Here is a 20,551-nt window from a genome sequence, read left to right as displayed (position 1 = left end):
CAAATGGAACAGATGAAATGGACGCATTGCATCTGATCGAAGCCTTTGTCCTCAGTGCACGCGCGGGAAGTTTTTCGGCCGCCGCGCGGCGACTGGGAATGACGCCTGCGGCGGTGAGCAAGAATGTGGCGCGTCTGGAGACGCAACTCGGCCTGAGGCTGTTCCATCGAAGTACCCGGAGCCTCACGTTGACGGCAGGCGGCGAGCGGTTCCTGCTCGACGTCGACGGGCCGTTCGCCGCGCTGACCGACGCGTTCTCGCGCGCAGCCGAGGGCGAGGGAAAGCCGTCTGGCGTGCTCAGGGTAAGCGTGGCGCACGCGTTCGGCCGTCTGTACCTCGTGCCGTTGCTCGGCGACTTCCTCGCCAGATATCCCGACATCGTGCCGGATTGGCGGTTCGACAACCGAAGCGTGGATGTGGTGGCCGAAGGCTTCGACGCCGCGATTGGCGGCGGCATCGAACTCACGCCCGGCGTGATCGCGCGGCGGCTCGCCCCGACGTATGCCGTCATTTGCGCATCGTCCGACTACATGGCCGGACGCAAGGCCCCGAAGCATCCATCGGAGCTCGCCACCTACGACGCGATCCTGCGGCGCTCCGGCATGTCGGGGCGACTGCGCGCATGGGACCTTCGCAACGCCGTCGGTGAGCGCGTCAACATCGAAGCGCGCACCCGCATGATCTTCGACGATCCGGAAGCGATGGCGCACGCCGTCGCGCTGGGCTACGGCGTAGCGTTACTGCCCATGCCGCATGCAGCGCCGCTGTTGGCGACGGGGCGCATTCAACGACTGCTGCCCGGCTGGTTCGATGAGTACGGCGGGGTGTTCATCTACTACTCGAACAAAAAGCTGTTGCCGCTGCGAACGCGCGTATTCGTGGACCACGTTGTCCAGGCGTTTGAACAGCAACGCCTCGCGGCCTGTTTCGATGGACGGTGAGACGGTGCTGCGGTGCCGTGGCGAGATGGCCCGCGTGAATGAGGATCGTTCGGCGCTCAGCGATGGACGGTGAGCAGCTGGCGACCCGCGCTTACCGGTGCGAAAGGATGTTGAGCAAACGGCCGAACGGGTCGCGCACATAGAAGCGTCGCACACCCCAGGGTTCGTCGGCAGGTCCGTATTCGATAGCCACGCCAGCGTCGCGCATGCATGCCAGCGCGCTGTCCACATCGTCGACCTCGATCGAAAGGTCCGGCACGGGCGTGCCGTTGCCGCCCTCCGTGGCGATGCTGACCTGCACACTCATCTTCGATGCATTGCCGTAAGTGGCAATCCAGCCGTGATCCATCAGCAGATCCAGTCCGAGCAGTTCGCCGTAAAAGCGTTGTGCCGCCTGTAACGTCTGCGCCGACGGTGCGGCGATATTAGCAACGATGCGATTGACCTTCATCCTCATCCTCCCGTGAGTCGCGCACGAAAACACGCGAGCAGCGTAGCACGCACAGCCAACGCCCACCGTTCCTTGCGTTGTGCTAGCGGATGCACTGTAATGAAAGCGTTGTGCCGACGGTTTGTTCCGGTCAGGAGAAGGCTATGCGTCGGCCGCCGAGGGGGGCGGGAGGTCCGTCATGGACACCACAGGAATCGCATGGCGCACGATGGCATTCGTCGCGTGCGTGATGGGCGCGGGCGCTGCGCAGGCGCAAGCGGCATACCCTCCGCCGAGCATCGACATCAGCGTTGCCGTAGGCCAGAAGGTCGCGATCTGGGTACAGCCCAACTACAGCGTGCTATGCCGCTCGCTGGGCCAGCCGACATTCCAACTTGATTCGAAGCCGACGCTCGGTGAGGTCTTACCGGAATGGATCGATTACACCGTGCCTGACGGCCAGCGCTGCGAGACCATGCGCTTTCCCGGCATGATCGTGTGGTATCAGGCGGGGCAGACACCGGGCACCGACGTGGTCGTCTGGACGGTCGGATTCCCACGTGAGTTCACCAGCCGCGTGCCAGGCACAGGCGACCATCGCGTGACCACGACGGTCGTGGTGCAGTAGCGCAAAACATAAAGCCCCCGGCGAGCATCGCTACACCGGGGGCTTTTGACAGCACAGCCGTTGGGCGCGTGAGCCGTGAGGCCTTACATGTTCTCGATCATCACCTGACCGAAGCCGGAGCACGACACCTGTGTCGCCCCTTCCATCAAGCGCGCAAAGTCGTAGGTCACCTTCTTCGACAGAATCGACTTCTCCATCGACGCGATGATCAGGTCCGCGGCTTCGGTCCAGCCCATATGCCGCAGCATCATTTCTGCCGAGAGGATTTCCGAGCCGGGATTCACGTAATCCTTGCCCGCATACTTCGGCGCCGTGCCGTGCGTGGCTTCGAACATTGCTACCGAATCGGACAGGTTCGCCCCCGGCGCGATGCCGATGCCACCCACCTGTGCGGCGAGCGCGTCGGAGATGTAATCGCCGTTCAGGTTAAGCGTGGCGATCACGTCGTACTCGGCCGGACGCAACAGAATCTGTTGCAGGAAGGCGTCGGCAATCGAGTCCTTGATGATGATGTCCTTGCCCGTCTTGGGGTTCTTCACTTTGCACCACGGACCGTCATCGATCTCCGTCGCGCCGAATTCGTTCTTGGCAAGTGCGTAGCCCCAATCGCGGAACGCCCCTTCCGTGAACTTCATGATGTTGCCCTTGTGCACGAGCGTGACCGTGTCGCGGTTGTTGTCGATCGCGTACTGAATCGCCTTGCGCACCAGCCGCTCCGTACCCTCGCGCGACACCGGCTTGACGCCGATACCCGACGTCTGCGGAAAGCGGATCTTGCTCACGCCCATCTCGTTTTGCAGGAACGCGATCAGTTTCTTCGCACCCGCCGATTCCGCTTCCCACTCGATCCCCGCATAAATGTCTTCGGAGTTCTCGCGGAAGATCACCATGTTGATCTTCTCAGGCTGACGCACCGGCGACGGCACCCCCTTGAAGTACTGCACCGGACGCAGACACACGTACAGGTCGAGTTGCTGACGCAATGCCACATTGAGTGAGCGGATACCGCCACCCACCGGCGTTGTCAGCGGTCCCTTGATCGACACAACGTAGTCCTTCACGACCTGAAGCGTCTCGTCGGGCAACCACACGTCCGGGCCGTAGATCCGGGTCGATTTTTCACCCGCATAAATCTCCATCCAACTGATCTTGCGCTTGCCGCCGTATGCCTTCTCCACGGCAGCATCGACAACCTTGAGCATTACCGGCGTAATATCCACGCCCGTGCCGTCGCCTTCGATGTACGGGATGATCGGATTGTCCGGCACGTTCAGTGAGAAATCCTTGTTGACGGAAATCTTCTCGCCTGCCGGGACCTTGATGTGCTGATACGACATGGTGGGGCTCCAATGGATGGATCGGACTGCGCGCATCGAACCCGATGAGGGGTGAGCTCTCGACGCATTTCCGCCCTATTGTAGTCACAGCGCCATGGGATGCGTATGGCGCGGCTTTAGTCTTATATAAGACATAAGACTGATGTTTTCGATTATGCATTAACATCACGGGGCTGACCAGAGGACAGCGCGGCGAGTGGCCGCATCATCCGTTCGGGTATTTCGCGACGCGCTGCAATATCGCACGGCGCTGCCTCGGCAATTTCTGATTTTCTTCCCCCGGTATGACACTTCTCGCACTCAATAAACCCTTCGGTACGATTTGCCAGTTTTCTCCGCATCCGACGCGCCCCACGCTCGCCGAATGCGTGACACTTCCGGACGTCTACCCGGCAGGACGGCTCGATGCCGACAGCGAAGGGCTCCTGCTGCTGACCGACGACGGCCGCCTGCAGGCGCGCATCGCCGAGCCCGAGCGCAAGCTGCCGAAGACCTATTGGGCGCAAGTGGAAGGGGCTTACGACGAGGCGGCCGTCGCCCGGCTGCGCAGCGGTCTTGATCTGGGCGACTTCGTTACGCGGCCGTGCGAAGCGCGCGAAATTCCCGAGCCGCCCCATCTCTGGCCGCGCAACCCGCCGATCCGCTTTCGGGCAAGCATCCCGACACATTGGCTCGAAATCACCCTCGTGGAAGGCAAGAACCGTCAGGTCAGGCGCATGACCGCGGCCGTGGGCAAACCGACACTTCGGCTGGTACGCGTCGCCATCGGTCCGGTCGACGTCTTTTCGTTGAACCTCGCACCCGGTCAATGGTGCGAGCTACCGCAACAAATACTTACACTTTCCGGTCAACCTCGCAGTCGTCCATCCCGTTGAGGGAACAGGTGCGCAACATACGCACCACTAACTGAAACGAGGAAACCAAGTCATGAACAAACTGCTGCTCGCACTGACCGCCGGCCTGATTGTGTCCGGCGCCGCGATGGCCCAACAATCGGCACCGGCTACGGCGCCTGTCGCTCCGGCGGCGCCGGCAGCAGCAGCGCCTGCTGATCATGCTGCCCCGGCGAAGAAGGCCACCACGCACAAGAAGCATCATCACAAGAAGTCGGGCAAGAAGGCGATGAGCCAGCCGCCCACCGGTAACAAGCCGTAATACTGGCTTTGCAAAAAATCCGCGGGGGAGTTGTCAACCAATGTCCTGAACGGACGTTAAAGGAGATGACTCACTTCGCGGGTCAACGAGTACACCACCCAAACATCGAGCTTCAACGAGGAATCTCATGAAAAAACTGATCGCTGCCCTGGTCGCTGGCCTGTTCGCCACTGGCGTTTTCGCCCAAGCCGCTGCTCCGGCAACGGACGCTGCTGCTGCTCCGGCCGCTGCTAGCAAGCCGGCTGCCAAGAAGAAGTCGTCGCACAAGAAGTCGACCAAGAAGTCGGCTAAGAAGGCTTCGGCTGCTGAAGCGCCGGCCGCTGCCAGCAAGTAAGTACCGCGCTGCGCGGCTCGCCGCGCAACGTACGGTAATAAGCAGGTTGCTCACGCAACCTGCTTTTTTTTCGTCCGGCGGCTACAATGATCCGCCACTTATCTGACGTTCCCCCGATCTTCCCAGGAGCCGTTTGTGATCCGGATTTCACGTCAACTGGCCGCGCTCGCCGCCAGCGCCGCATTTGCCACCACCGCTGCCGTCATGGCGCTCGTGCCCGCGAGCGCCGCCGCGCAAATGAAGCAGCCCGGACAGTTCCCGACCGTCCAGCTCTCCGCCGGCATGTACCTCATCAAGGCCGAAGTCGCCGCCAATGAGGCAGACCGCGAACAGGGACTGATGTATCGCACGACCATGCCTGCCAACGCCGGCATGCTCTTCGTGTTCGAACAGAGAGCCGGTCACTGCTTCTGGATGAAGAACACCAATCTTCCGTTGTCCATTGCGTTTCTCGCCGACGACGGCACGATCGTGAACATCGAAGACATGGCGCCGCAGACCGAAGACAACCACTGCCCGCGTGCCGCAGTGCGTTATGCGCTGGAAATGAATCAGGGCTGGTTCAAGAGCAAGAACCTCGGCCCGGGCGCGAAGATTTCGGGCCTGCCGCGCTGAGCTGAGCGCTCACGGCCCCCACCTCAGCCGTTGACGGCGCGCGCGCATCCCTCAGCGTGCGCCACTCGATATCTCCAGCGCAGGCTCAAGTGAGCGCTCGAGAAAGCGATCCAGTAGCCAAGGATCGAAATGCCGTCCGCGCTCGGCAAGCATCGCCCCAACGATCTGCGCCGGACTGAGTGCCGCGCGATACGGACGGTGGCTGGCCAGCGCGTCGAATACGTCGACCAGTGCGACGATCCGGCCCGCCAACGGAATGCGATGGCCCGACAGTCCGTACGGATAGCCACCGCCGTCATATCGTTCGTGGTGCGTGCGAGCGACGACGGCCGCCAGCTCGCATGCCGCGCCCCCGATGGCACCCAACATATCGGCGCCCAATTGCGGGTGCATCCGCATCACCCGCATTTCATCGGGTGTGAGTCTGCCCGGCTTTTCCAGTATCGCGTTCGCTATACACAGCTTGCCGGTGTCGTGCAGCGCTGCGGCCAGCCCGAGGGCCTGCGCCTCGACGGCCGACATACCGAGCGCTTGCGCGAAACGCCAGGCCAGCGAGCCAACGCGCCACATGTGCGTGGCCGTACCACCGCGCTTGTGCTCGGCCAGCCGGAAAAGCGTCCACGCGGCCGGCGGCAGGCTGCGCATGAGCCGGGCATCGGCGAGCCAGTAGCGGGGGGCGGTACCGTCACGAACATCGACAGGGTCGGCCGGCACTTCGGCGCCGCCGGTATCGCGCATGGCGTCCGGGGCAAAGGAACAGGTCGCGGCGCAGATCTTGCGTGCTGGCGCGGGGTCAGGCATAAGTCATCCGTTCAGTTTGAAGCGTTCACTCTAACGACGTCGACACACCCCAACGTTGATGGCGATCAACTCATACGCAGACGTCCGCGATCCTGCAGCTGCTGAAAACAAAAAACCCACCGCAAGCGGTGGGTTTTCGTTTTGCCGGCGACGCCAGACGCTCGGGTCGGGCATCTGACGTTCCCTTCGGTGGGTGTCGCCGAAGTCGATGTTATCGGCCAGCAAACTCCGGGAGGCTCGATTACGCGAAGTTCTTCGCGGCGAATTCCCAGTTGACCAGATTCCAGAATGCCTCGACGAACTTCGGACGGGCATTGCGGTAGTCGATGTAGTAGGCGTGTTCCCACACGTCGATCGTGATCAGCGGCTTGTCGGCGCCGGTCAGCGGCGTGGCAGCGTTGCTGGTGTTCACGATGTCGACCGAACCGTCGGCCTTCTTCACGAGCCACGTCCAGCCCGAACCGAAGTTACCCACGGCCGACTTGGAGAAGGTTTCCTTGAAAGCGTCGAACGAGCCGAACTTGGCGTCGATGGCCTTGGCCAGATCGCCCGTCGGTGCACCGCCGCCCTTCGGCGACAGGGTGTTCCAGAAGAAGGTGTGGTTCCACACCTGTGCCGCGTTGTTGAACACACCGCCCGACGACTTCTTGATGATGTCTTCGAGGCTGGCGTTCTCGAACTCGGTGCCCTTGATCAGGTTGTTCAAGTTGGTCACATAGGCTTGGTGATGCTTGCCGTAGTGATACTCCATCGTTTCCTTGGAGATGGTCGGCGCCAGTGCATCGATGGCGTACGGCAGTTCAGGGAGCTTGTGTTCCATGGCAATTGTCCTTTGTGCTCTGAGGGGAACCCGATTTTGCATTATCCGGAGCCATCGATTCTAGGGCAGATGCGAAAACCCCGCAAACCGCACGGTTACTTGATTTTCCGCACTATGCAATATCTCTGTGACGATTGTTGGCTAATCTCGGCTAATCGACGCACGATGCCTGCGATTTGTCAGGATTGCCGAACCGGGTGCCGCTAAAAAGTATCGTCTAGCCTGACCTGAACATCACCAATGCCGACATCGGCGGCCCCCTCGGCCAGGTGCATCGTCACTTGCTGGCCTCGTTGCAGTTTTCTCGGGTCTCGCACCGGCTGGCCCCTTCCATCGAGCACAGCAGCGTAGCCACGCTGCAAGGTGCGACGCGGATTGAGCAACTCGAGTTGCGCTGCGGCATCGGTCAGCCGCTGGCTGGCGCGCTCTGCGCGGCGCGACATGGTGTTTTGCATGCGCTGCGAGAGTAGCGCGACACGTTCGTGTTGCGACGCGACATCGGGAACCGCCCGCGTCAGACGCAGACGCAACATCTCGAAACGTCCGCGGCGCTGGGCCAGCGGGCGTTCCAGCGCATGGCGCATGCGGTCGCTCAGGTGCGCCAGTTCGCCGCGCTGACGCGCCAGACGCTCACGCGGCGACACCAGCGCGCGCGACAGACTGTCGAGCTGCTGGCCCCGTTGCTCGAGCATGCGCCACATTGCCCGACTCAGTCGCTGGCGCTCCCGGTCGACCTCGCGCAGGCACTCGTCGCGGGCTGCACTGATCAGTTCGGCAGCCGCCGTCGGCGTGGGTGCACGCACGTCGGCCACAAAATCGGCAATCGTGAAGTCGGTCTCATGCCCCACCCCGGAGACCACGGGAAGCTCGCTGCGCGCAATGGCATGCGCGAGCACTTCTTCGTTGAACGCCCACAGGTCTTCGATGGAACCGCCGCCACGGCACAACAGAATGGCATCGACCTCGCGGCGGGTATTGGCGATATCGAGCGCCGCGGCCAGCCGTGTGGCGGCGTCGGCCCCTTGCACGGGCGCCGGATAAACCACGACGCAGACGTGCGGTGCCCGACGCGCGAGCGTGGTCAGCACGTCGCGCAAGGCAGCGGCCTGCAACGAGGTGACAACACCCACCCGGCGGGCGTACCTCGGCAACGCACGCTTGCGCTGGGCATCGAACAATCCGGCGGCGGCGAGCTTCTCCTTGAGTTTCAGAAACGCCTCGTACAGATTGCCCTGCCCCGCGCGGCGGATCGCCTCGACATTGAGCTGGACCTCCCCGCGAGGGACGTACATGGAGAGCAATGCGCGAACTTCGACCCGATCGCCCTCTTTGGGCGAGAAGTCGGCGTGCTGCGCGCGGCCACGGAACATCACACAGCGCATTTGCGCTTGCGCGTCCTTGATCGAGAAATACCAGTGGCCGCTCGCCGCGCGCGTGAAGTTCGAGATTTCGCCGCTGACCCACGCGAGCGGAAAGCTCCGCTCCAGCACGCCGGCAACGGCCTTGTTCAAATCCGAAACACTTAGCACGCGATCCGTGCCACCAGTGGGCCGGGCGTCGTCGAAAGATAGGTTCATGCGTGTTCGCTGACGAAAAACTGTCCACAGGCCCGCTAATTTAAGGGTTTTCGCGCCCGGGCGCCCTATTTTTCCTACATCCACATGCCAAACCCTTGATTTATCTGGCTTTGCGGGCGGCATCACAAGGCTGTCACACGGCCATTCCGGGCGGATCGCCAAGATATATGCTGGGGAGACGACATGTGCACATAGTTATCCACAGGCTGTCCGGCATTTCCTGGGAATCGTGAGCTTGCGGCGGTGTTCATTTCTGAAACGATCGATTGCCCATTTTTTCATCACGAACTAAAAAGTACCGTCGGGTCAAAGAGTTGTCGAACGTATCCCAAGGTTGTCCACATCCTTGTGCTCGGATGATGTGGAAAACGGTGCTTGCCCATCCCCCCCCTGCACGCTACAGTGCGGACTCGTTTGCCCATCCCCGCAACAAGCAAGAGGTCGTCTTTGTTCGCCGTCATCCAGGCCGCCGGCTGGCCCATCTGGCCCCTTCTCATCGCTTCCGTTATCGCCCTCGCCCTGATCGTCGAGCGCGCCCTGTCGCTGCGTCGCGCACGCGTGCTGCCAAACGGTGTCCTCGAAAACGCGATTGCATTGGCCCGCCGAGGCTCGGCCAAGCAGGACGCCACCGAAGCCTTGGCGCGTGGCTCGATGCTCGGGCGCGTGCTTGCCACCGGGGTTCGTTTCGTCGCGTACAACCCTCAGGGGCCAAGGGAAGGCGCCAAAGAGGCGCTGGAAGAGACCGGGCGTGCCGTTGCGCACGAACTCGAGCGCTTCCTGCCCGCGCTGGGCACGATTGCCTCGGTCGCACCGCTGATGGGGCTGTTCGGCACGGTCATCGGCATGATCGAGATCTTCGGCGCGCAGGACGCCACCGGCACCGACCCGGCGCAACTGGCGCACGGCATTTCGGTGGCGCTGTACAACACCGGCTTCGGTTTGATGATCGCGATTCCCGCGATGATCTTCTATCGCTACTACCGCACGCGCGTCGATGCCTTTCTGGTCGAACTCGAAACGCAGGCGGTCCACTTCCTCGATGCCACGCTACCGCGGCACTGATTCGAGAGACGCACGATGAATTTCCGTCGAGGTCTCTCCACACGCGACGAGCCGGAGATCAATCTGATCCCGCTCATCGACGTGCTGCTCGTCATCCTGATCTTCCTGATGGTCACCACGACCTACACGCGTTACACCGCGCTCAAGGTCAACCTGCCGACGGCCGATGCCGAAAAGGCGGTCGTGCCGCCGCGTCAGATCGTGATTTCGGTCGGTGCGGACGGCAGTTACGCGATCGACCGTCACGCGCTCGGACAGCGTGACGTCGCCAGTCTGACGGCTGCGCTACGTCAAGCCGCAGGTTCCGCGAATAGCGGCGCTGAATCGCCGGTCATCATCATTAACGCCGACGCCAAGAGTTCCCATCAGTCGGTGATCAACGTGATGGAAGCCGCCCGTGAGGCAGGCCTGTCGCGCCTGACTTTCGCTGCGCGCTCGACGGCCGCCCACGGTGAGGGCACCGCCCGGTCCCGATGACGACGCCCTCGTCCCCCTCTGACCAGCCCAAGGGAGCACGCTCGCGCGCACTGGTGCCGCGCCTGTCGGGCTCGCTCGTGCATTGGGTCGGCGCGCAGTGGCAACGGCGAGGACTCCTCGCCTGGTTGTTGTGGCCCCTGTCATGGATTTTTGGGGCCATCGCCGCCTGGCGGCGTCTCAGCTTTCGGCAAGGCTGGAAAACGTCGACACGTCTGCCGGTCCCGGTTGTCGTGGTCGGCAACCTGAGCGTTGGCGGCACCGGCAAGACCCCGACCGTCATCGCGCTCGCGGGTGCACTGCGCGCGCAAGGCTATACGCCCGGGGTGCTCTCCCGCGGCTACGGGGCGACACTGTCTCGCCCAACCGAAGTCAGCGAGATGGCAAGGCCGGAAGACGTTGGCGATGAACCGCTGCTGATCGCGAAACGCACAGGCGCGCCCGTGTGGGTGTGGCCGTCGCGGGTCGAAGGCGGCCAGGCGCTGCTCGCCGCACATCCGGCATGTGACGTCATCATTTGCGACGACGGCCTTCAGCATTACGCACTGGCACGCGACGTCGAGATCGCCGTTTTCGATCATCGCTTGGGCGGGAATGGCTTTCTGCTGCCCGCCGGACCGTTGCGCGAGCCGCTGTCGCGTGGGCGCGACGCCAATCTCGTCAACGATCCCTACGGCAAAACGTTGCCCGACTGGCCGAATACCTGGCGACTGACGCTCACGTTGGGCGATGCCTGGTGCGTGAGCCAGCCGTCACTGACTCGCCCGCTTTCGCACTTTGCCGGCAAGCGCGTGCTGGCCGCCGCGGGCATAGGCGCGCCTGAGCGCTTCTTCGCAGCGCTGCGTGCCGCCGGCCTGCAAATCGAAACGTTGGCGTTGCCCGATCATTACGACTTTGCGACGAATCCGTTCGACGGCGTTGCCGCCGATGCCATCCTGATCACCGAAAAGGATGCAGTAAAATGCGTCACCTGGTCCGACCCACGAGTGTGGGCCGTGCCTGCCGAGGCAGCGCTCGATGCGAGCCTCGTATCACTGGTAGTGGAGAAATTGCGTGGACAACCGACTGTTTGAGATTCTCGTCTGCCCGTTGTGCAAGGGCCCCCTGGAGTACGACAAGAAAGCCCAGGAGCTGATTTGCCACGCAGACAAGCTCGCCTATCCGATTCGCGACGGCATTCCCGTCATGCTGGCCGATGAAGCACGCCAGTCTGTCGAAGGCACGCCTGTGCCGCTGAACGACGACAAGTCCGCATCGTGAGCCAATCGGTCCCTACCGTCGACTTCGTTGCCGTGGTGCCCGCGCGCCTCGCGTCGACGCGTCTGCCCAACAAGCCGCTCGCCGACATCGGCGGCAAGCCGATGGTCGTTCGCGTGGCCGAACGCGCGCGTGAATCGGGCGCGCGTCAGGTGGTGGTCGCCACCGATGCGCAAAGTGTGGTCGAGGCCGTTGCGGCCCACGGCTTCGACGTCGTGTTGACGCGAGCCGATCACCCGACGGGTACCGATCGTCTGGCCGAAGTGGCCGTGCAACAGGGATGGTCCGACGACACGATCGTCGTCAATGTGCAGGGCGACGAACCGCTCATCGATCCGCGCCTTGTGCATGCCGTGGCCGCACATCTGGCGGAACACCCGGAATGCGCCCTTTCGACGGCCGCACACCCCATCACCGACAACGCGGAAATCTTTTCTCCGAATGTCGTCAAGGTTGTGCTCGACGTGCATAGCCGGGCGCTCTACTTCTCGCGCGCGCCGATTCCGTGGTCGCGCGACGCCTGGTCCGCCGGGCTTGCCAACGTGGCAACCTTGCCTGCGGCCACCACGCCCATCTTCCGTCACATCGGGCTTTACGCCTATCGCGCCAAGTTTCTGCGCAGCTATCCGAGCCTGCCGCAAGCGCCGATCGAGACCGCCGAATCGCTCGAGCAACTCCGGGCGCTTTGGCATGGTGAACGTATCGCGGTGCTGGTGACGGACGATGCGCCCCTCCCGGGCGTCGACACCGCCGACGATCTCGAACGCGTGCGCGCATTGCTGCAAAACTGAAGTCGGATCCCGCACGAATCTCAGGGCTGCCGCGCTAGCGAAAAGCACGCGCGAGCGTCCCGGAAATCGCAACGCCACGATTTTCGCAACTCGGCAAAACGCCGCCGGGCGGGCACGTCGTGGCATAATCGCTCTGATTCTCGCGAGCAGACCCCCGGTCGCGCGCGTCGCGCCCTGCCGAGCGCGTCGTCTGCGCGCAGCACGGTTGGCCGGTCACAGGACCCGCAACCGCTGCCGATCGCCGGCAACACACCTGCCTGCCGCACGCACAGCATTCACAAATCACAAACTTTCAGGAGTCATCGATGCGTCTGATTTTGTTGGGGGCACCCGGGGCCGGCAAGGGCACCCAAGCCACTTTCATCAAAGAAAAATTCGGCATCCCGCAAATCTCGACCGGCGACATGCTGCGCGCCGCGATCAAGGAAGGCACCCAACTCGGTCTTGAAGCCAAGCGTTTCATGGACGCAGGCGACCTCGTGCCGGACGGCGTCATCATCGGCATGGTGCGCGAGCGCCTGACCGCCGACGATTGCAAGAACGGCTATCTGTTCGACGGTTTCCCGCGCACGATTGCCCAGGCCGAAGCCATGAAAGACGCCGGCGTCGCGATCGACTTCGTGCTCGAAATCGATGTGCCGTTCGACGAAATCATTACTCGCATGAGCGGGCGTCGCACGCACCCGGCATCGGGCCGCACGTATCACGTCACGTTCAACCCGCCCAAGGTGGAAGGTAAGGACGACGTCACCGGCGAACCGCTGGTGCAGCGCGACGACGACAAGGAAGAAACCGTCAAGAAGCGCCTCGCCGTGTACGAATCGCAAACCAAGCCGCTCGTCGCCTATTATTCGGATTGGGCGAAGCATGGCAGCCCGGGCGCGATCGTCGAGGCACCGCAGTATCGCAAGATCTCGGGCCAGGGCAGCGTGGATGAAATCCGCGCCCGTGTGTTCGACGCACTGAAGTAAGCCCACGATCGTCGCCATCGTGACCCGATGCGGTACGCTGCATTCCCGGTCAGGTCGGCACGCATGACGCTTTAGAAAAAGGCGGCCAGTTCACACTGCGCCGCCTTTTTTGCCAAAGGAGGATGACGCATGGAAATTCAGGGCAATGTGTTTCTGATCACCGGTGGCGCCTCGGGGCTTGGCGCGGCCGCCGCGCGCTGGCTAGCCGGGCTCGGCGCGAAGGTCGTGCTCGCGGACGTGAATGTCGATGAGGGTGAAGCGCTCGCAGAGAAGCTCGGGGGCAAGTTCGTCAAATGCGATGTCACACGCGAAGACGACGGCAAAGCTGCCGTGGCAGCGGCAAGCGCACTCGGCACGCTACGCGGCCTCGTCAACTGCGCGGGCATCGCGATTGGCAGCAAGACCGTGGGCCGCGACGGGCCGCATCCCCTCGACACCTTCTCCCGCGTCATCCAGATCAATCTGATCGGCACGTTCAACATGATTCGGCTGGCGGCGACCGCCATGAGTCAGGGCGAGCCGAATGGCGAAGGCGAACGTGGCGTGATCGTCAACACTGCCTCGGTGGCAGCGTATGACGGTCAGATGGGCCAGGCAGCGTATGCGGCCTCCAAAGGCGGCGTTGCGAGCCTGACGTTGCCGGTGGCACGCGACCTCTCGCGCAGCGGCATTCGCGTGATGACCATCGCACCGGGCATCTTCGAGACGCCCATGATGCTCGCCATGCCGGCCGACGTGCAGGCGTCGCTCGGGCAAATGGTGCCGTTCCCGCCCCGGCTGGGAAAACCCGCGGAATACGCCATGCTCGTGGAGCAGATCGTCCGCAACCCGATGCTCAACGGCGAAGTCATTCGGCTCGATGGCGCAATTCGCATGCAGCCGAAATAGGACAGCTCGCCCGCCGACGACCGATTTGCGCGCAGCGTCACTTTGACGCGGCGCAGCAAAATGTCGTTCCGACTGTGACTACAATGGAATGCCGGCCGCCTGTTGCGGCCGGCGCAGACGCCGGTTCCGTCGCCGGCGCCCAAGCAGTGTCCCCGTCCCCGAGGCAGGAGGCTGGCATGAAATCACTGGCGCAACAGATGTCGTTTTACCAGCGCTATCACCGCAGTCCCAAGAATCGTCTCACCCATTTCTTTGGCGTTCCCATGATTATCCTTGCCGTGATGCAAGCGTTCTCGTGGGTGCCGCTTGGCCCGAGTGGCCTGAATGCCACGCATGTGATCGTGCTGGTACTGCTGATGTACTACTTCCTGCTCGATGTCCCGCTGGCGCTGGCGATGACCGCCTTTTTCGCCGTGTTGCTGGCCGTGACGCAGCACCTGGCCAGACTGCCGTGGCCGTGGGCGCTGACGGTTTTTGGTGTGCTGTTCCTCGGGGGCTGGATCGTTCAACTGATCGGGCATCATTTCGAGGGCCGTAAGCCCGCGCTGCTCGACAATCTGTTCCAGATCTTTATCGCACCGATGTTCCTGATGGCCGAAGTGTTCTTCCATTTCGGTTACAAACCGGGCTTGCAACGGCGGGTTCAGGAGCTTGCTGCACAGTCGGTGTGAAATCATCGACACAAAAGGTCGAAACGATCGAAACGGTCGAAACGCCAGCCGACAGGGCTGGCGTTTTTTATTCGGCAAAACAAAAGGGGCGACTGGCCCTTATTACCCGTGGCTGCCTGGGCGGCGACTCAGATCGTCGAGCACCTGCCGGATGGCGTCGGCGTCTTCTGCATCGGGACGCTTGCCCAGATAAAGCTCAAGATCGTCCTGCGCCGGACGCACCAGTCCGAGACGCGCATAAGCCAGCCCACGATCCCGCTTCTCGATGGGCTGGTCGGGCAAGACCAGCACCATGCGCTCTTGCACCGCCAGCAGACGTTCCCATCGTTCGCTCTGCGTGTAGATGGCGCGCAGGTTTCGCAGCATCCGGGCAAGGATTTCGCGCGGGGTCGCAGGCTCCAGAAACGGATGTAACAGCGCCCACAATGCCAGTTCCTGAATCGGCTCGGCGCTTTCGTCGCGATAGTGCTTCAGATACGGCTCGACCATTTCAAGCAACCGTTGCGGCGAGAGGGAGTTGCCCGAGATCGGATCGATGACCACGTCACCGGCAGGCACGGCGAGCCGCAGCAGAAAATGGCCGGGGAACGACAGGCCGCGCAGCGGCAGGCCGATCTGGTGGCCGATTTCCATGCAAAGCACGGCCAGCGAGATAGGAATGCCGCGACGACGATCCAGCACGACATGCAGATGGCTGTTGTCGGGATCGTAATAGTCGTTCTGATTGACGGAGAACCCGAGCTCGCGGAAGAAGTAATGGTCGAGCAGTTGGAGCTTTTGCAGCGGCCCGGCATCCGGCGGCAGGCGCTTGGCCAGACGTGCGGCAAGCGCATCGATTTGGGTCAGCGTGTCCTGCACGTCGAGATCCGGATAAACGTCTTGCGCGATGGCGATGGCCGCTTCGGTCAGCGGCAAGCCGTCGTCGGACGCAACCAGCGCAGCAAAATACTCGAGCATTCGATTTGCCATGCGGTATCCGTGAATTCTGCCGCGTCGGCCGTGCGCTAATGAAGCCTTAGCGAGTGCGTCGACGGAAGAACGAGAAATTGAAACCCATGAGGAATAATGCCCCGAAATACACTACGGCGCATAGGACCAGACTGGCGCCAAGCAGCGCAATGCGCGAAAGCGGCCGCGCGCCGAGCGCGACCCAATCGAAACTCTGGGTGAACCACAGCAGCACGCCCGCCAGGAGCAGGCACGCCCCCAGCAATTGCACGAAGAACAACCGCCAGCCGGGCGCCGGTCGATAGATGCCGCGCTTATACAGTCCGGCGAACAGGAGCGCGGCATTCATGCACGCCCCGACACCGATCGACAGCGACAGCCCGGCATGGGCAAACCAGCGCACGAACAGCACGTTCGAGAGCTGCGTGGCAATCAGCACGACGACGGCAATCTTCACCGGCGTCTTGATGTCCTGCTTGGCATAGAAGCCCGGTGCCAGAATCTTGATGAGAATCAGACCGACCAGCCCCACGCCGTAGGCCGTGAGCGCGTGCGCCGTCATCGTGACGTCGGTCGCATCGAAACGGCCATATTGATAGAGCGTAGCGGTCAGCGGCTCGGCATAGACAAAGAGCCCGACAGCGCTCGGCATCGCGAGCAGGAACGTCAGACGCAGGCCCCAGTCCAGCAGTGCGGAATACTCCGCGCCATCGCCGTCGGCATGGGCACGCGACAGGCTCGGCAGCAGGATGGTACCGAGCGCCACCCCGAGCAGCGCCGTCGGAAATTCCATCAATCGGTCGGCATACGCCAGCCAGGACACGCTGCCCTGCGCCAGACGCGACGCAATGTTCGTATTGATGATCAGACTCACCTGCGCGACCGACACCGCAAGCGTGGCCGGCACCATTTTCGCCAGCACGCGCTTCACACCGGCGTTGCGCAGGGCCGCCGCCACATTGATGGTGATGCGCGGAATCATGCCGATTCGCGCGAGCGCCGGGATCTGGATCAGCAGTTGCAACACGCCGCCGACGATCACGGCGTAGGCCAGCGCGTACACCGGCGTTTCCAGATGAGGGGCCACCCAGAGCGACGCAATGATCGAACTGACGTTGAGCAGTACCGGTGCGAACGCCGGCATGGAGAACTGACGCCAGGTGTTGAGCACCCCGGCGGCGAGCGTCGTGATCGAAATGAGCGTGATGTAAGGGAACATCACGCGGGTCATGAAGACCGCCGCGTCGAACGTGCCGTTCTCATGCGCGAGGCCGGTGGCCACTGCGTAGACCACGCCGGACGCGCCGAGCACCCCGGCAATCGTAATCGACAGCAGCACCCAGAACAGGACCGTCGTGACCGAATCGACGAGGGTTTTCGTCTCTTCTTCGCTCCGTTGGGACTTGAATTCGGCCAGAATTGGCACGAATGCCTGCGAAAACGCCCCTTCAGCGGACAAGCGGCGCAGCAGGTTGGGAATGCGGAACGCGACGTTGTAGGCGTCGGTCATGGGACCGGCGCCGAACATGCGCGCGATAAGAATTTCACGGACCAGACCGGTGATGCGCGAAAGCATCGTAAAACCGCTGACCGTAGCGAGAGCTTTGAGCAAATTCATGTTGCGCGTATTATACGCACAGCATTGCAGCAAAGAAGTTGCAATTTCCGTTGGCCTTCGGCTATAATCGACGGTTTCGAAGTCAATGGATTGCTTCCTGGCCACCGTGTCTCCCAGGGAGCCGAGCCAAACTGCATAGAAGCCGCATCAGGCGGAGCAATTCAAGGAATTCACCGAACATGGCAAATACCGCACAAGCACGCAAGCGCGCGCGTCAAACCGTTAAGATCAACGCCCACAACTCGGCGCTGCGTTCGCGTCTGCGCACGGCTGTGAAGGCTGTCCGCAAGGCTATCGCCGCTGGCGACCAGGCTGCTGCGAAGGAAGTCCTGCGCACGTCGGCCAAGACGATCGACATCATCGCTGACAAGAAGATCGTTCACAAGAACACCGCTGCTCGTCAAAAGAGCCGCCTGTCGGCCGCCATCAAGGCGATGTCGGCTGCTGCCTAAGACAGCGCAAGCTGCAAAGCAGAACAAGTTGCTTGCCGGTTCCGACTCCGGTCGGAACACTAAAAAGCCCGCTTCACGCGGGCTTTTTTCTTTGGGCCGTCCGTTGTGCGCCCGCCTCGCTTTTCCCCAATGTCTCCGACCATCCCTCCTCGCTGTTTCGGCTTGCGAGACAAGGCTGAACGCGCCTATCGAAGCATATGCCCCCTTCAGCGTCGCCCGCAGGAGGACGAACGGGCACCGGGCACGGCCACGCGCGAAGTCGACGGCATGCGATGGGGGAGTTTTACAGAAGAAAACGTGCCGAGCGGCGAGAAATGTGACGGGTCGACGGTGAGTCAGGGCCAAAGGCCCGGCACTCACGTCTGGCCGAAAACGGCCAAGGGGAATTACTTGACGTCAGGAACGAAGCAGGCTTCGGTCAACTGCAAATCGTTGTCGCGGGCAAAATTCATCACGAAATCGAAAGCCATCGGCTCGATGTCGCGCAGTCGCTCGTCAACCACGACGCACTTGATGTCACCTACCATAATCGGGCGCACATAAGGGGAGTACTGCATGTATGCGTTCGGGCCGGTATCGCTCCGGCCGCAGAACGACACGGCGCCGCACAGACGTTCGGCCCAATCGCTCGGCCGGAACTTCTTGCCACCCCGGGTGAGCCCCTGGATGAAATACTCGCGCGCGGAAACCTGGTCGGTCATATCGCTCAATCACCTCAAAAAACACCTGGACGGCCATACCGCGGGTAGCGCAGCCGACAGAGACAGTATTATATCTTATATAAGACTCAAACCCGTCCCCTCCATTGCCGCAGATGTTTTTTTCGGTCTTCCCACCTATTTTTGGCTGGGCTGCAGCGGGCTCGATCATACGCTTTTCGTGTGACGACAAAACGATTTGGTAGACTAGGGCCTGTTCCCCTGAAGCCAGCAACCGGTAGAACACCTTCACGAGCCTGACCGGGGGACAGGCCTCAAGGCTTGTTCGTCGTGCCGTAAGCGAGCGAGTTCCCTGCGAATTCCCGCGATATCGGCCTCCAGCAGAACATCCAAATGACCACCGCCAAACCCATCAAGCATTACCTTCAATTCTCGGATCTGACGCTCGACGAGTACGACTACGTGCTCGAACGTACCCGCATCCTCAAGAAGAAATTCAAGAACTACGAGACCTACCATCCGCTGCACGACCGCACGCTGGCGATGATTTTCGAGAAAAGCTCGACTCGCACACGTCTGTCGTTCGAGGCCGGTATTCACCAGTTAGGCGGCCACGCCGTGTTCCTGAACACGCGCGACACGCAACTCGGCCGTGGTGAACCGATCGAAGATGCCGCTCAGGTGATCTCGCGCATGACCGACATCATCATGATCCGCACGTTCGGTCAGGAAATCATCGAACGTTTCGCGCAACACTCGCGCGTCCCCGTGATCAATGGCCTGACCAACGAGTACCACCCCTGTCAGGTCCTGGCCGACATCTTCACGTACTACGAGCACCGCGGCCCCATCAAGGGCAAGACCGTGACGTGGATCGGCGACGCGAACAACATGTCGTACACGTGGATTCAGGCCGCCGAGATCTTCGGCTTCCAGTTCAACATTTCCACGCCGCCGGGCTACCGCCTGGATCAGGCGATGGTGGCCGAATCGAGTCGTCCGTTCGTGCGTGAATTCGACGATCCGCGTCAGGCCTGCGAAGGCGCCGACCTCGTGTCGACCGACGTCTGGACGAGCATGGGTTACGAAGCGGAAAACGAAGCCCGCAAGGCCGCTTTCGCTCAATGGTGCGTGAACGCCGACCTGATGCAACAAGCCAAGGCCGACGCCCTGTTCATGCACTGCCTGCCCGCTCACCGTGGCGAGGAAGTGTCGGCCGACGTGATCGATGGCGCACAAAGCGTTGTCTGGGACGAAGCCGAGAACCGTCTGCACGTCCAGAAGGCCCTCATGGAATACCTGATGCTGGGCCGCGTTTAACAGCGCAGGCTCAGCCTCGCCCGGACGATATCGAACACGCTATCGTCCGCGGCGGCTCCCCCGGAGCCAAACTTTCGCCTCCCGCCATCCCACCATCCGGCAGCTCCGCTTCCCCTCGCCTCGCTACCGCCATCGCCCGCCGCGATTCGCGTTCCGCTATCATCGCTGACGCGCCGCTGTCGTTCATCGACGCGCGCTTCATGACAGCACGCCGCAGTCAGGATCGTCCGTCAGAACATTTCGCAATTTGCACCATCACTGGGCAAATTCGTTGTGCATCGCACAAAAGTGCGCCGGGTGGACGTCCGAAACGTGCTAGCATGAATTCACGCCTGTCCCGCCGGGGCCGGCATATCGACCTTCCATCGCGACTTTCCATCGCATTCGACACCGCATTCGGTCATGACGCAAAACGCAACGCAGTTCGACAACGTTTCCGTAATCAAGCGCGCCAACACCTATTTCGACGGCAAGTGTGTTTCCCACACCGTGCTGTTCCCGGACGGCACACGCAAGACACTGGGCGTGATTTTCCCGGCCACGCTTCAGTTCGGTACCGATGCACCGGAAATCATGGAAGTTACCGGCGGCCGTTGCCGCATCCGCCTGGCCGGTCAGACCGAATGGCAGGACTATGCCGCGGGTCAGCAGTTCTCCGTGCCGGGCAATAGCAAGTTCGATATCGAGGTCGTCGAGACGCTCGATTACGTCTGCCATTACGGCTAACCGACTGGCCAGCATCGCGACGGCGCGGCATCTTCCGCGCCCTCGCCCACTCGGCCGGTTCAGCGCGGCCCGGCGC

Annotated in this window: 25 protein-coding genes; 17 read left to right on the top strand and 8 right to left on the bottom strand. The window is 62.2% G+C overall.

Annotated features, from left to right (window positions below):
- Window positions 1-17: 17 nt before the first annotated feature.
- Window positions 18-941, top strand: coding sequence for a LysR family transcriptional regulator (locus PI93_RS08685; RefSeq protein ID WP_039367350.1), 924 nt, complete (start codon window positions 18-20; stop codon window positions 939-941).
- A gap of 91 nt (window positions 942-1,032) precedes the next feature.
- Here the strand turns inward: PI93_RS08685 and PI93_RS08680 are convergent, their stop codons facing one another.
- Window positions 1,033-1,392 (bottom strand): VOC family protein, encoded by a 360-nt coding sequence (locus PI93_RS08680; RefSeq protein WP_039367348.1) that lies wholly within the window; start codon window positions 1,390-1,392, stop codon window positions 1,033-1,035.
- A 178-nt stretch (window positions 1,393-1,570) separates the two neighbouring features.
- Here PI93_RS08680 and PI93_RS08675 point away from each other — a divergent pair, with 178 nt between their 5' ends.
- A complete protein-coding gene (locus tag PI93_RS08675) occupies window positions 1,571-1,999 on the top strand; it encodes a hypothetical protein (RefSeq protein ID WP_039367345.1) in 429 nt (142 codons plus the stop codon).
- Between the two features lie 83 nt (window positions 2,000-2,082).
- Here the strand turns inward: PI93_RS08675 and icd are convergent, their stop codons facing one another.
- Window positions 2,083-3,336: an NADP-dependent isocitrate dehydrogenase gene (gene icd / locus PI93_RS08670; RefSeq protein ID WP_039367342.1), complete on the bottom strand. Its 1,254-nt coding sequence runs from the start codon at window positions 3,334-3,336 to the stop codon at window positions 2,083-2,085.
- A 284-nt stretch (window positions 3,337-3,620) separates the two neighbouring features.
- On the opposite strand from icd, the gene PI93_RS08665 reads away from it, so the two are divergent.
- From PI93_RS08665 to PI93_RS08650, 4 genes are all read left to right on the top strand, one after another.
- Entirely contained in the window at window positions 3,621-4,211 is a 591-nt protein-coding gene (locus tag PI93_RS08665; protein ID WP_039367339.1) for a pseudouridine synthase, read from the top strand.
- Between the two features lie 52 nt (window positions 4,212-4,263).
- Window positions 4,264-4,491 (top strand): hypothetical protein, encoded by a 228-nt coding sequence (locus PI93_RS08660; protein WP_039367336.1) that lies wholly within the window; start codon window positions 4,264-4,266, stop codon window positions 4,489-4,491.
- Between the two features lie 127 nt (window positions 4,492-4,618).
- On the top strand, window positions 4,619-4,825 hold the full coding sequence (locus PI93_RS08655) for a hypothetical protein (protein ID WP_039367333.1): 207 nt from the start codon (window positions 4,619-4,621) through the stop codon (window positions 4,823-4,825).
- Between the two features lie 204 nt (window positions 4,826-5,029).
- Window positions 5,030-5,440 (top strand): DUF192 domain-containing protein, encoded by a 411-nt coding sequence (locus PI93_RS08650; protein ID WP_407945361.1) that lies wholly within the window; start codon window positions 5,030-5,032, stop codon window positions 5,438-5,440.
- Between the two features lie 51 nt (window positions 5,441-5,491).
- Here PI93_RS08650 and PI93_RS08645 read toward each other — a convergent pair whose 3' ends face one another.
- The 3 genes from PI93_RS08645 to xseA form a co-directional block, all read right to left on the bottom strand.
- Window positions 5,492-6,241, bottom strand: a complete 750-nt coding sequence (locus PI93_RS08645) for an HD-GYP domain-containing protein (protein WP_080759065.1) — start codon at window positions 6,239-6,241, stop codon at window positions 5,492-5,494.
- Between the two features lie 241 nt (window positions 6,242-6,482).
- The gene (gene sodB / locus PI93_RS08640) at window positions 6,483-7,061 is read right to left on the bottom strand and encodes a superoxide dismutase [Fe] (protein WP_039367328.1); all 579 of its coding nucleotides are present in this window, start codon (window positions 7,059-7,061) and stop codon (window positions 6,483-6,485) included.
- Window positions 7,062-7,264: 203 nt separating this feature from the next.
- Window positions 7,265-8,638: an exodeoxyribonuclease VII large subunit gene (xseA, locus tag PI93_RS08635; RefSeq protein WP_039367325.1), complete on the bottom strand. Its 1,374-nt coding sequence runs from the start codon at window positions 8,636-8,638 to the stop codon at window positions 7,265-7,267.
- A gap of 447 nt (window positions 8,639-9,085) precedes the next feature.
- On the opposite strand from xseA, the gene PI93_RS08630 reads away from it, so the two are divergent.
- The 8 genes from PI93_RS08630 (at window position 9,086) to PI93_RS08595 (ending at window position 14,752) form a co-directional block, all read left to right on the top strand.
- Entirely contained in the window at window positions 9,086-9,700 is a 615-nt protein-coding gene (locus tag PI93_RS08630; protein ID WP_039367322.1) for a MotA/TolQ/ExbB proton channel family protein, read from the top strand.
- Between the two features lie 15 nt (window positions 9,701-9,715).
- Complete coding sequence (locus PI93_RS08625; RefSeq protein ID WP_039367319.1) at window positions 9,716-10,177, top strand: ExbD/TolR family protein; 462 nt, start codon at window positions 9,716-9,718, stop codon at window positions 10,175-10,177.
- Window positions 10,178-10,230: 53 nt separating this feature from the next.
- On the top strand, window positions 10,231-11,247 hold the full coding sequence (gene lpxK / locus PI93_RS08620) for a tetraacyldisaccharide 4'-kinase (RefSeq protein ID WP_052240502.1): 1,017 nt from the start codon (window positions 10,231-10,233) through the stop codon (window positions 11,245-11,247).
- Entirely contained in the window at window positions 11,228-11,434 is a 207-nt protein-coding gene (locus PI93_RS08615) for a Trm112 family protein (protein ID WP_010807137.1), read from the top strand. Before lpxK ends, PI93_RS08615 begins: the two co-directional genes overlap by 20 nt.
- Window positions 11,428-12,222 carry a 3-deoxy-manno-octulosonate cytidylyltransferase gene (kdsB, locus tag PI93_RS08610; RefSeq protein ID WP_407945360.1) on the top strand — a complete coding sequence of 265 codons (795 nt, stop codon included), beginning with the start codon at window positions 11,428-11,430 and terminating at the stop codon, window positions 12,220-12,222. The genes PI93_RS08615 and kdsB overlap by 7 nt, the downstream gene beginning before the upstream one ends.
- A 305-nt stretch (window positions 12,223-12,527) precedes the next feature.
- Entirely contained in the window at window positions 12,528-13,193 is a 666-nt protein-coding gene (gene adk / locus PI93_RS08605; protein WP_039367314.1) for an adenylate kinase, read from the top strand.
- A gap of 129 nt (window positions 13,194-13,322) precedes the next feature.
- Window positions 13,323-14,081, top strand: coding sequence for an SDR family NAD(P)-dependent oxidoreductase (locus PI93_RS08600; RefSeq protein WP_039367311.1), 759 nt, complete (start codon window positions 13,323-13,325; stop codon window positions 14,079-14,081).
- 176 nt (window positions 14,082-14,257) lie between these two features.
- The gene (locus PI93_RS08595; protein WP_039367310.1) at window positions 14,258-14,752 is read left to right on the top strand and encodes an Mpo1 family 2-hydroxy fatty acid dioxygenase; all 495 of its coding nucleotides are present in this window, start codon (window positions 14,258-14,260) and stop codon (window positions 14,750-14,752) included.
- A 102-nt stretch (window positions 14,753-14,854) separates the two neighbouring features.
- On the opposite strand, the gene PI93_RS08590 is transcribed toward PI93_RS08595, so the two are convergent.
- Both PI93_RS08590 and murJ read right to left on the bottom strand, forming a co-directional pair.
- Window positions 14,855-15,721, bottom strand: coding sequence for a SirB1 family protein (locus tag PI93_RS08590; protein WP_039367307.1), 867 nt, complete (start codon window positions 15,719-15,721; stop codon window positions 14,855-14,857).
- 46 nt (window positions 15,722-15,767) lie between these two features.
- On the bottom strand, window positions 15,768-17,318 hold the full coding sequence (murJ, locus tag PI93_RS08585) for a murein biosynthesis integral membrane protein MurJ (RefSeq protein WP_052240501.1): 1,551 nt from the start codon (window positions 17,316-17,318) through the stop codon (window positions 15,768-15,770).
- 179 nt (window positions 17,319-17,497) lie between these two features.
- On the opposite strand from murJ, the gene rpsT reads away from it, so the two are divergent.
- On the top strand, window positions 17,498-17,770 hold the full coding sequence (gene rpsT / locus PI93_RS08580) for a 30S ribosomal protein S20 (protein ID WP_039367301.1): 273 nt from the start codon (window positions 17,498-17,500) through the stop codon (window positions 17,768-17,770).
- 386 nt (window positions 17,771-18,156) lie between these two features.
- Here the strand turns inward: rpsT and PI93_RS08575 are convergent, their stop codons facing one another.
- Window positions 18,157-18,471 (bottom strand): DUF3579 domain-containing protein, encoded by a 315-nt coding sequence (locus PI93_RS08575; RefSeq protein ID WP_010807145.1) that lies wholly within the window; start codon window positions 18,469-18,471, stop codon window positions 18,157-18,159.
- A 351-nt stretch (window positions 18,472-18,822) separates the two neighbouring features.
- On the opposite strand from PI93_RS08575, the gene argF reads away from it, so the two are divergent.
- Both argF and ppnP read left to right on the top strand, forming a co-directional pair.
- Entirely contained in the window at window positions 18,823-19,749 is a 927-nt protein-coding gene (gene argF, locus PI93_RS08570; RefSeq protein WP_039367289.1) for an ornithine carbamoyltransferase, read from the top strand.
- Window positions 19,750-20,151: 402 nt separating this feature from the next.
- A complete protein-coding gene (gene ppnP / locus PI93_RS08565) occupies window positions 20,152-20,475 on the top strand; it encodes a pyrimidine/purine nucleoside phosphorylase (RefSeq protein ID WP_039367286.1) in 324 nt (107 codons plus the stop codon).
- The last annotated feature ends 76 nt before the right edge of the window (window positions 20,476-20,551 follow it).

The sequence above is a fragment of the Pandoraea fibrosis genome (genome assembly GCF_000807775.2).
Lineage (GTDB): Bacteria > Pseudomonadota > Gammaproteobacteria > Burkholderiales > Burkholderiaceae > Pandoraea > Pandoraea fibrosis.
The sequence above is the reverse complement of the archived record's forward strand: the minus strand, read 5'-3'. Positions and strand labels throughout refer to the sequence as shown.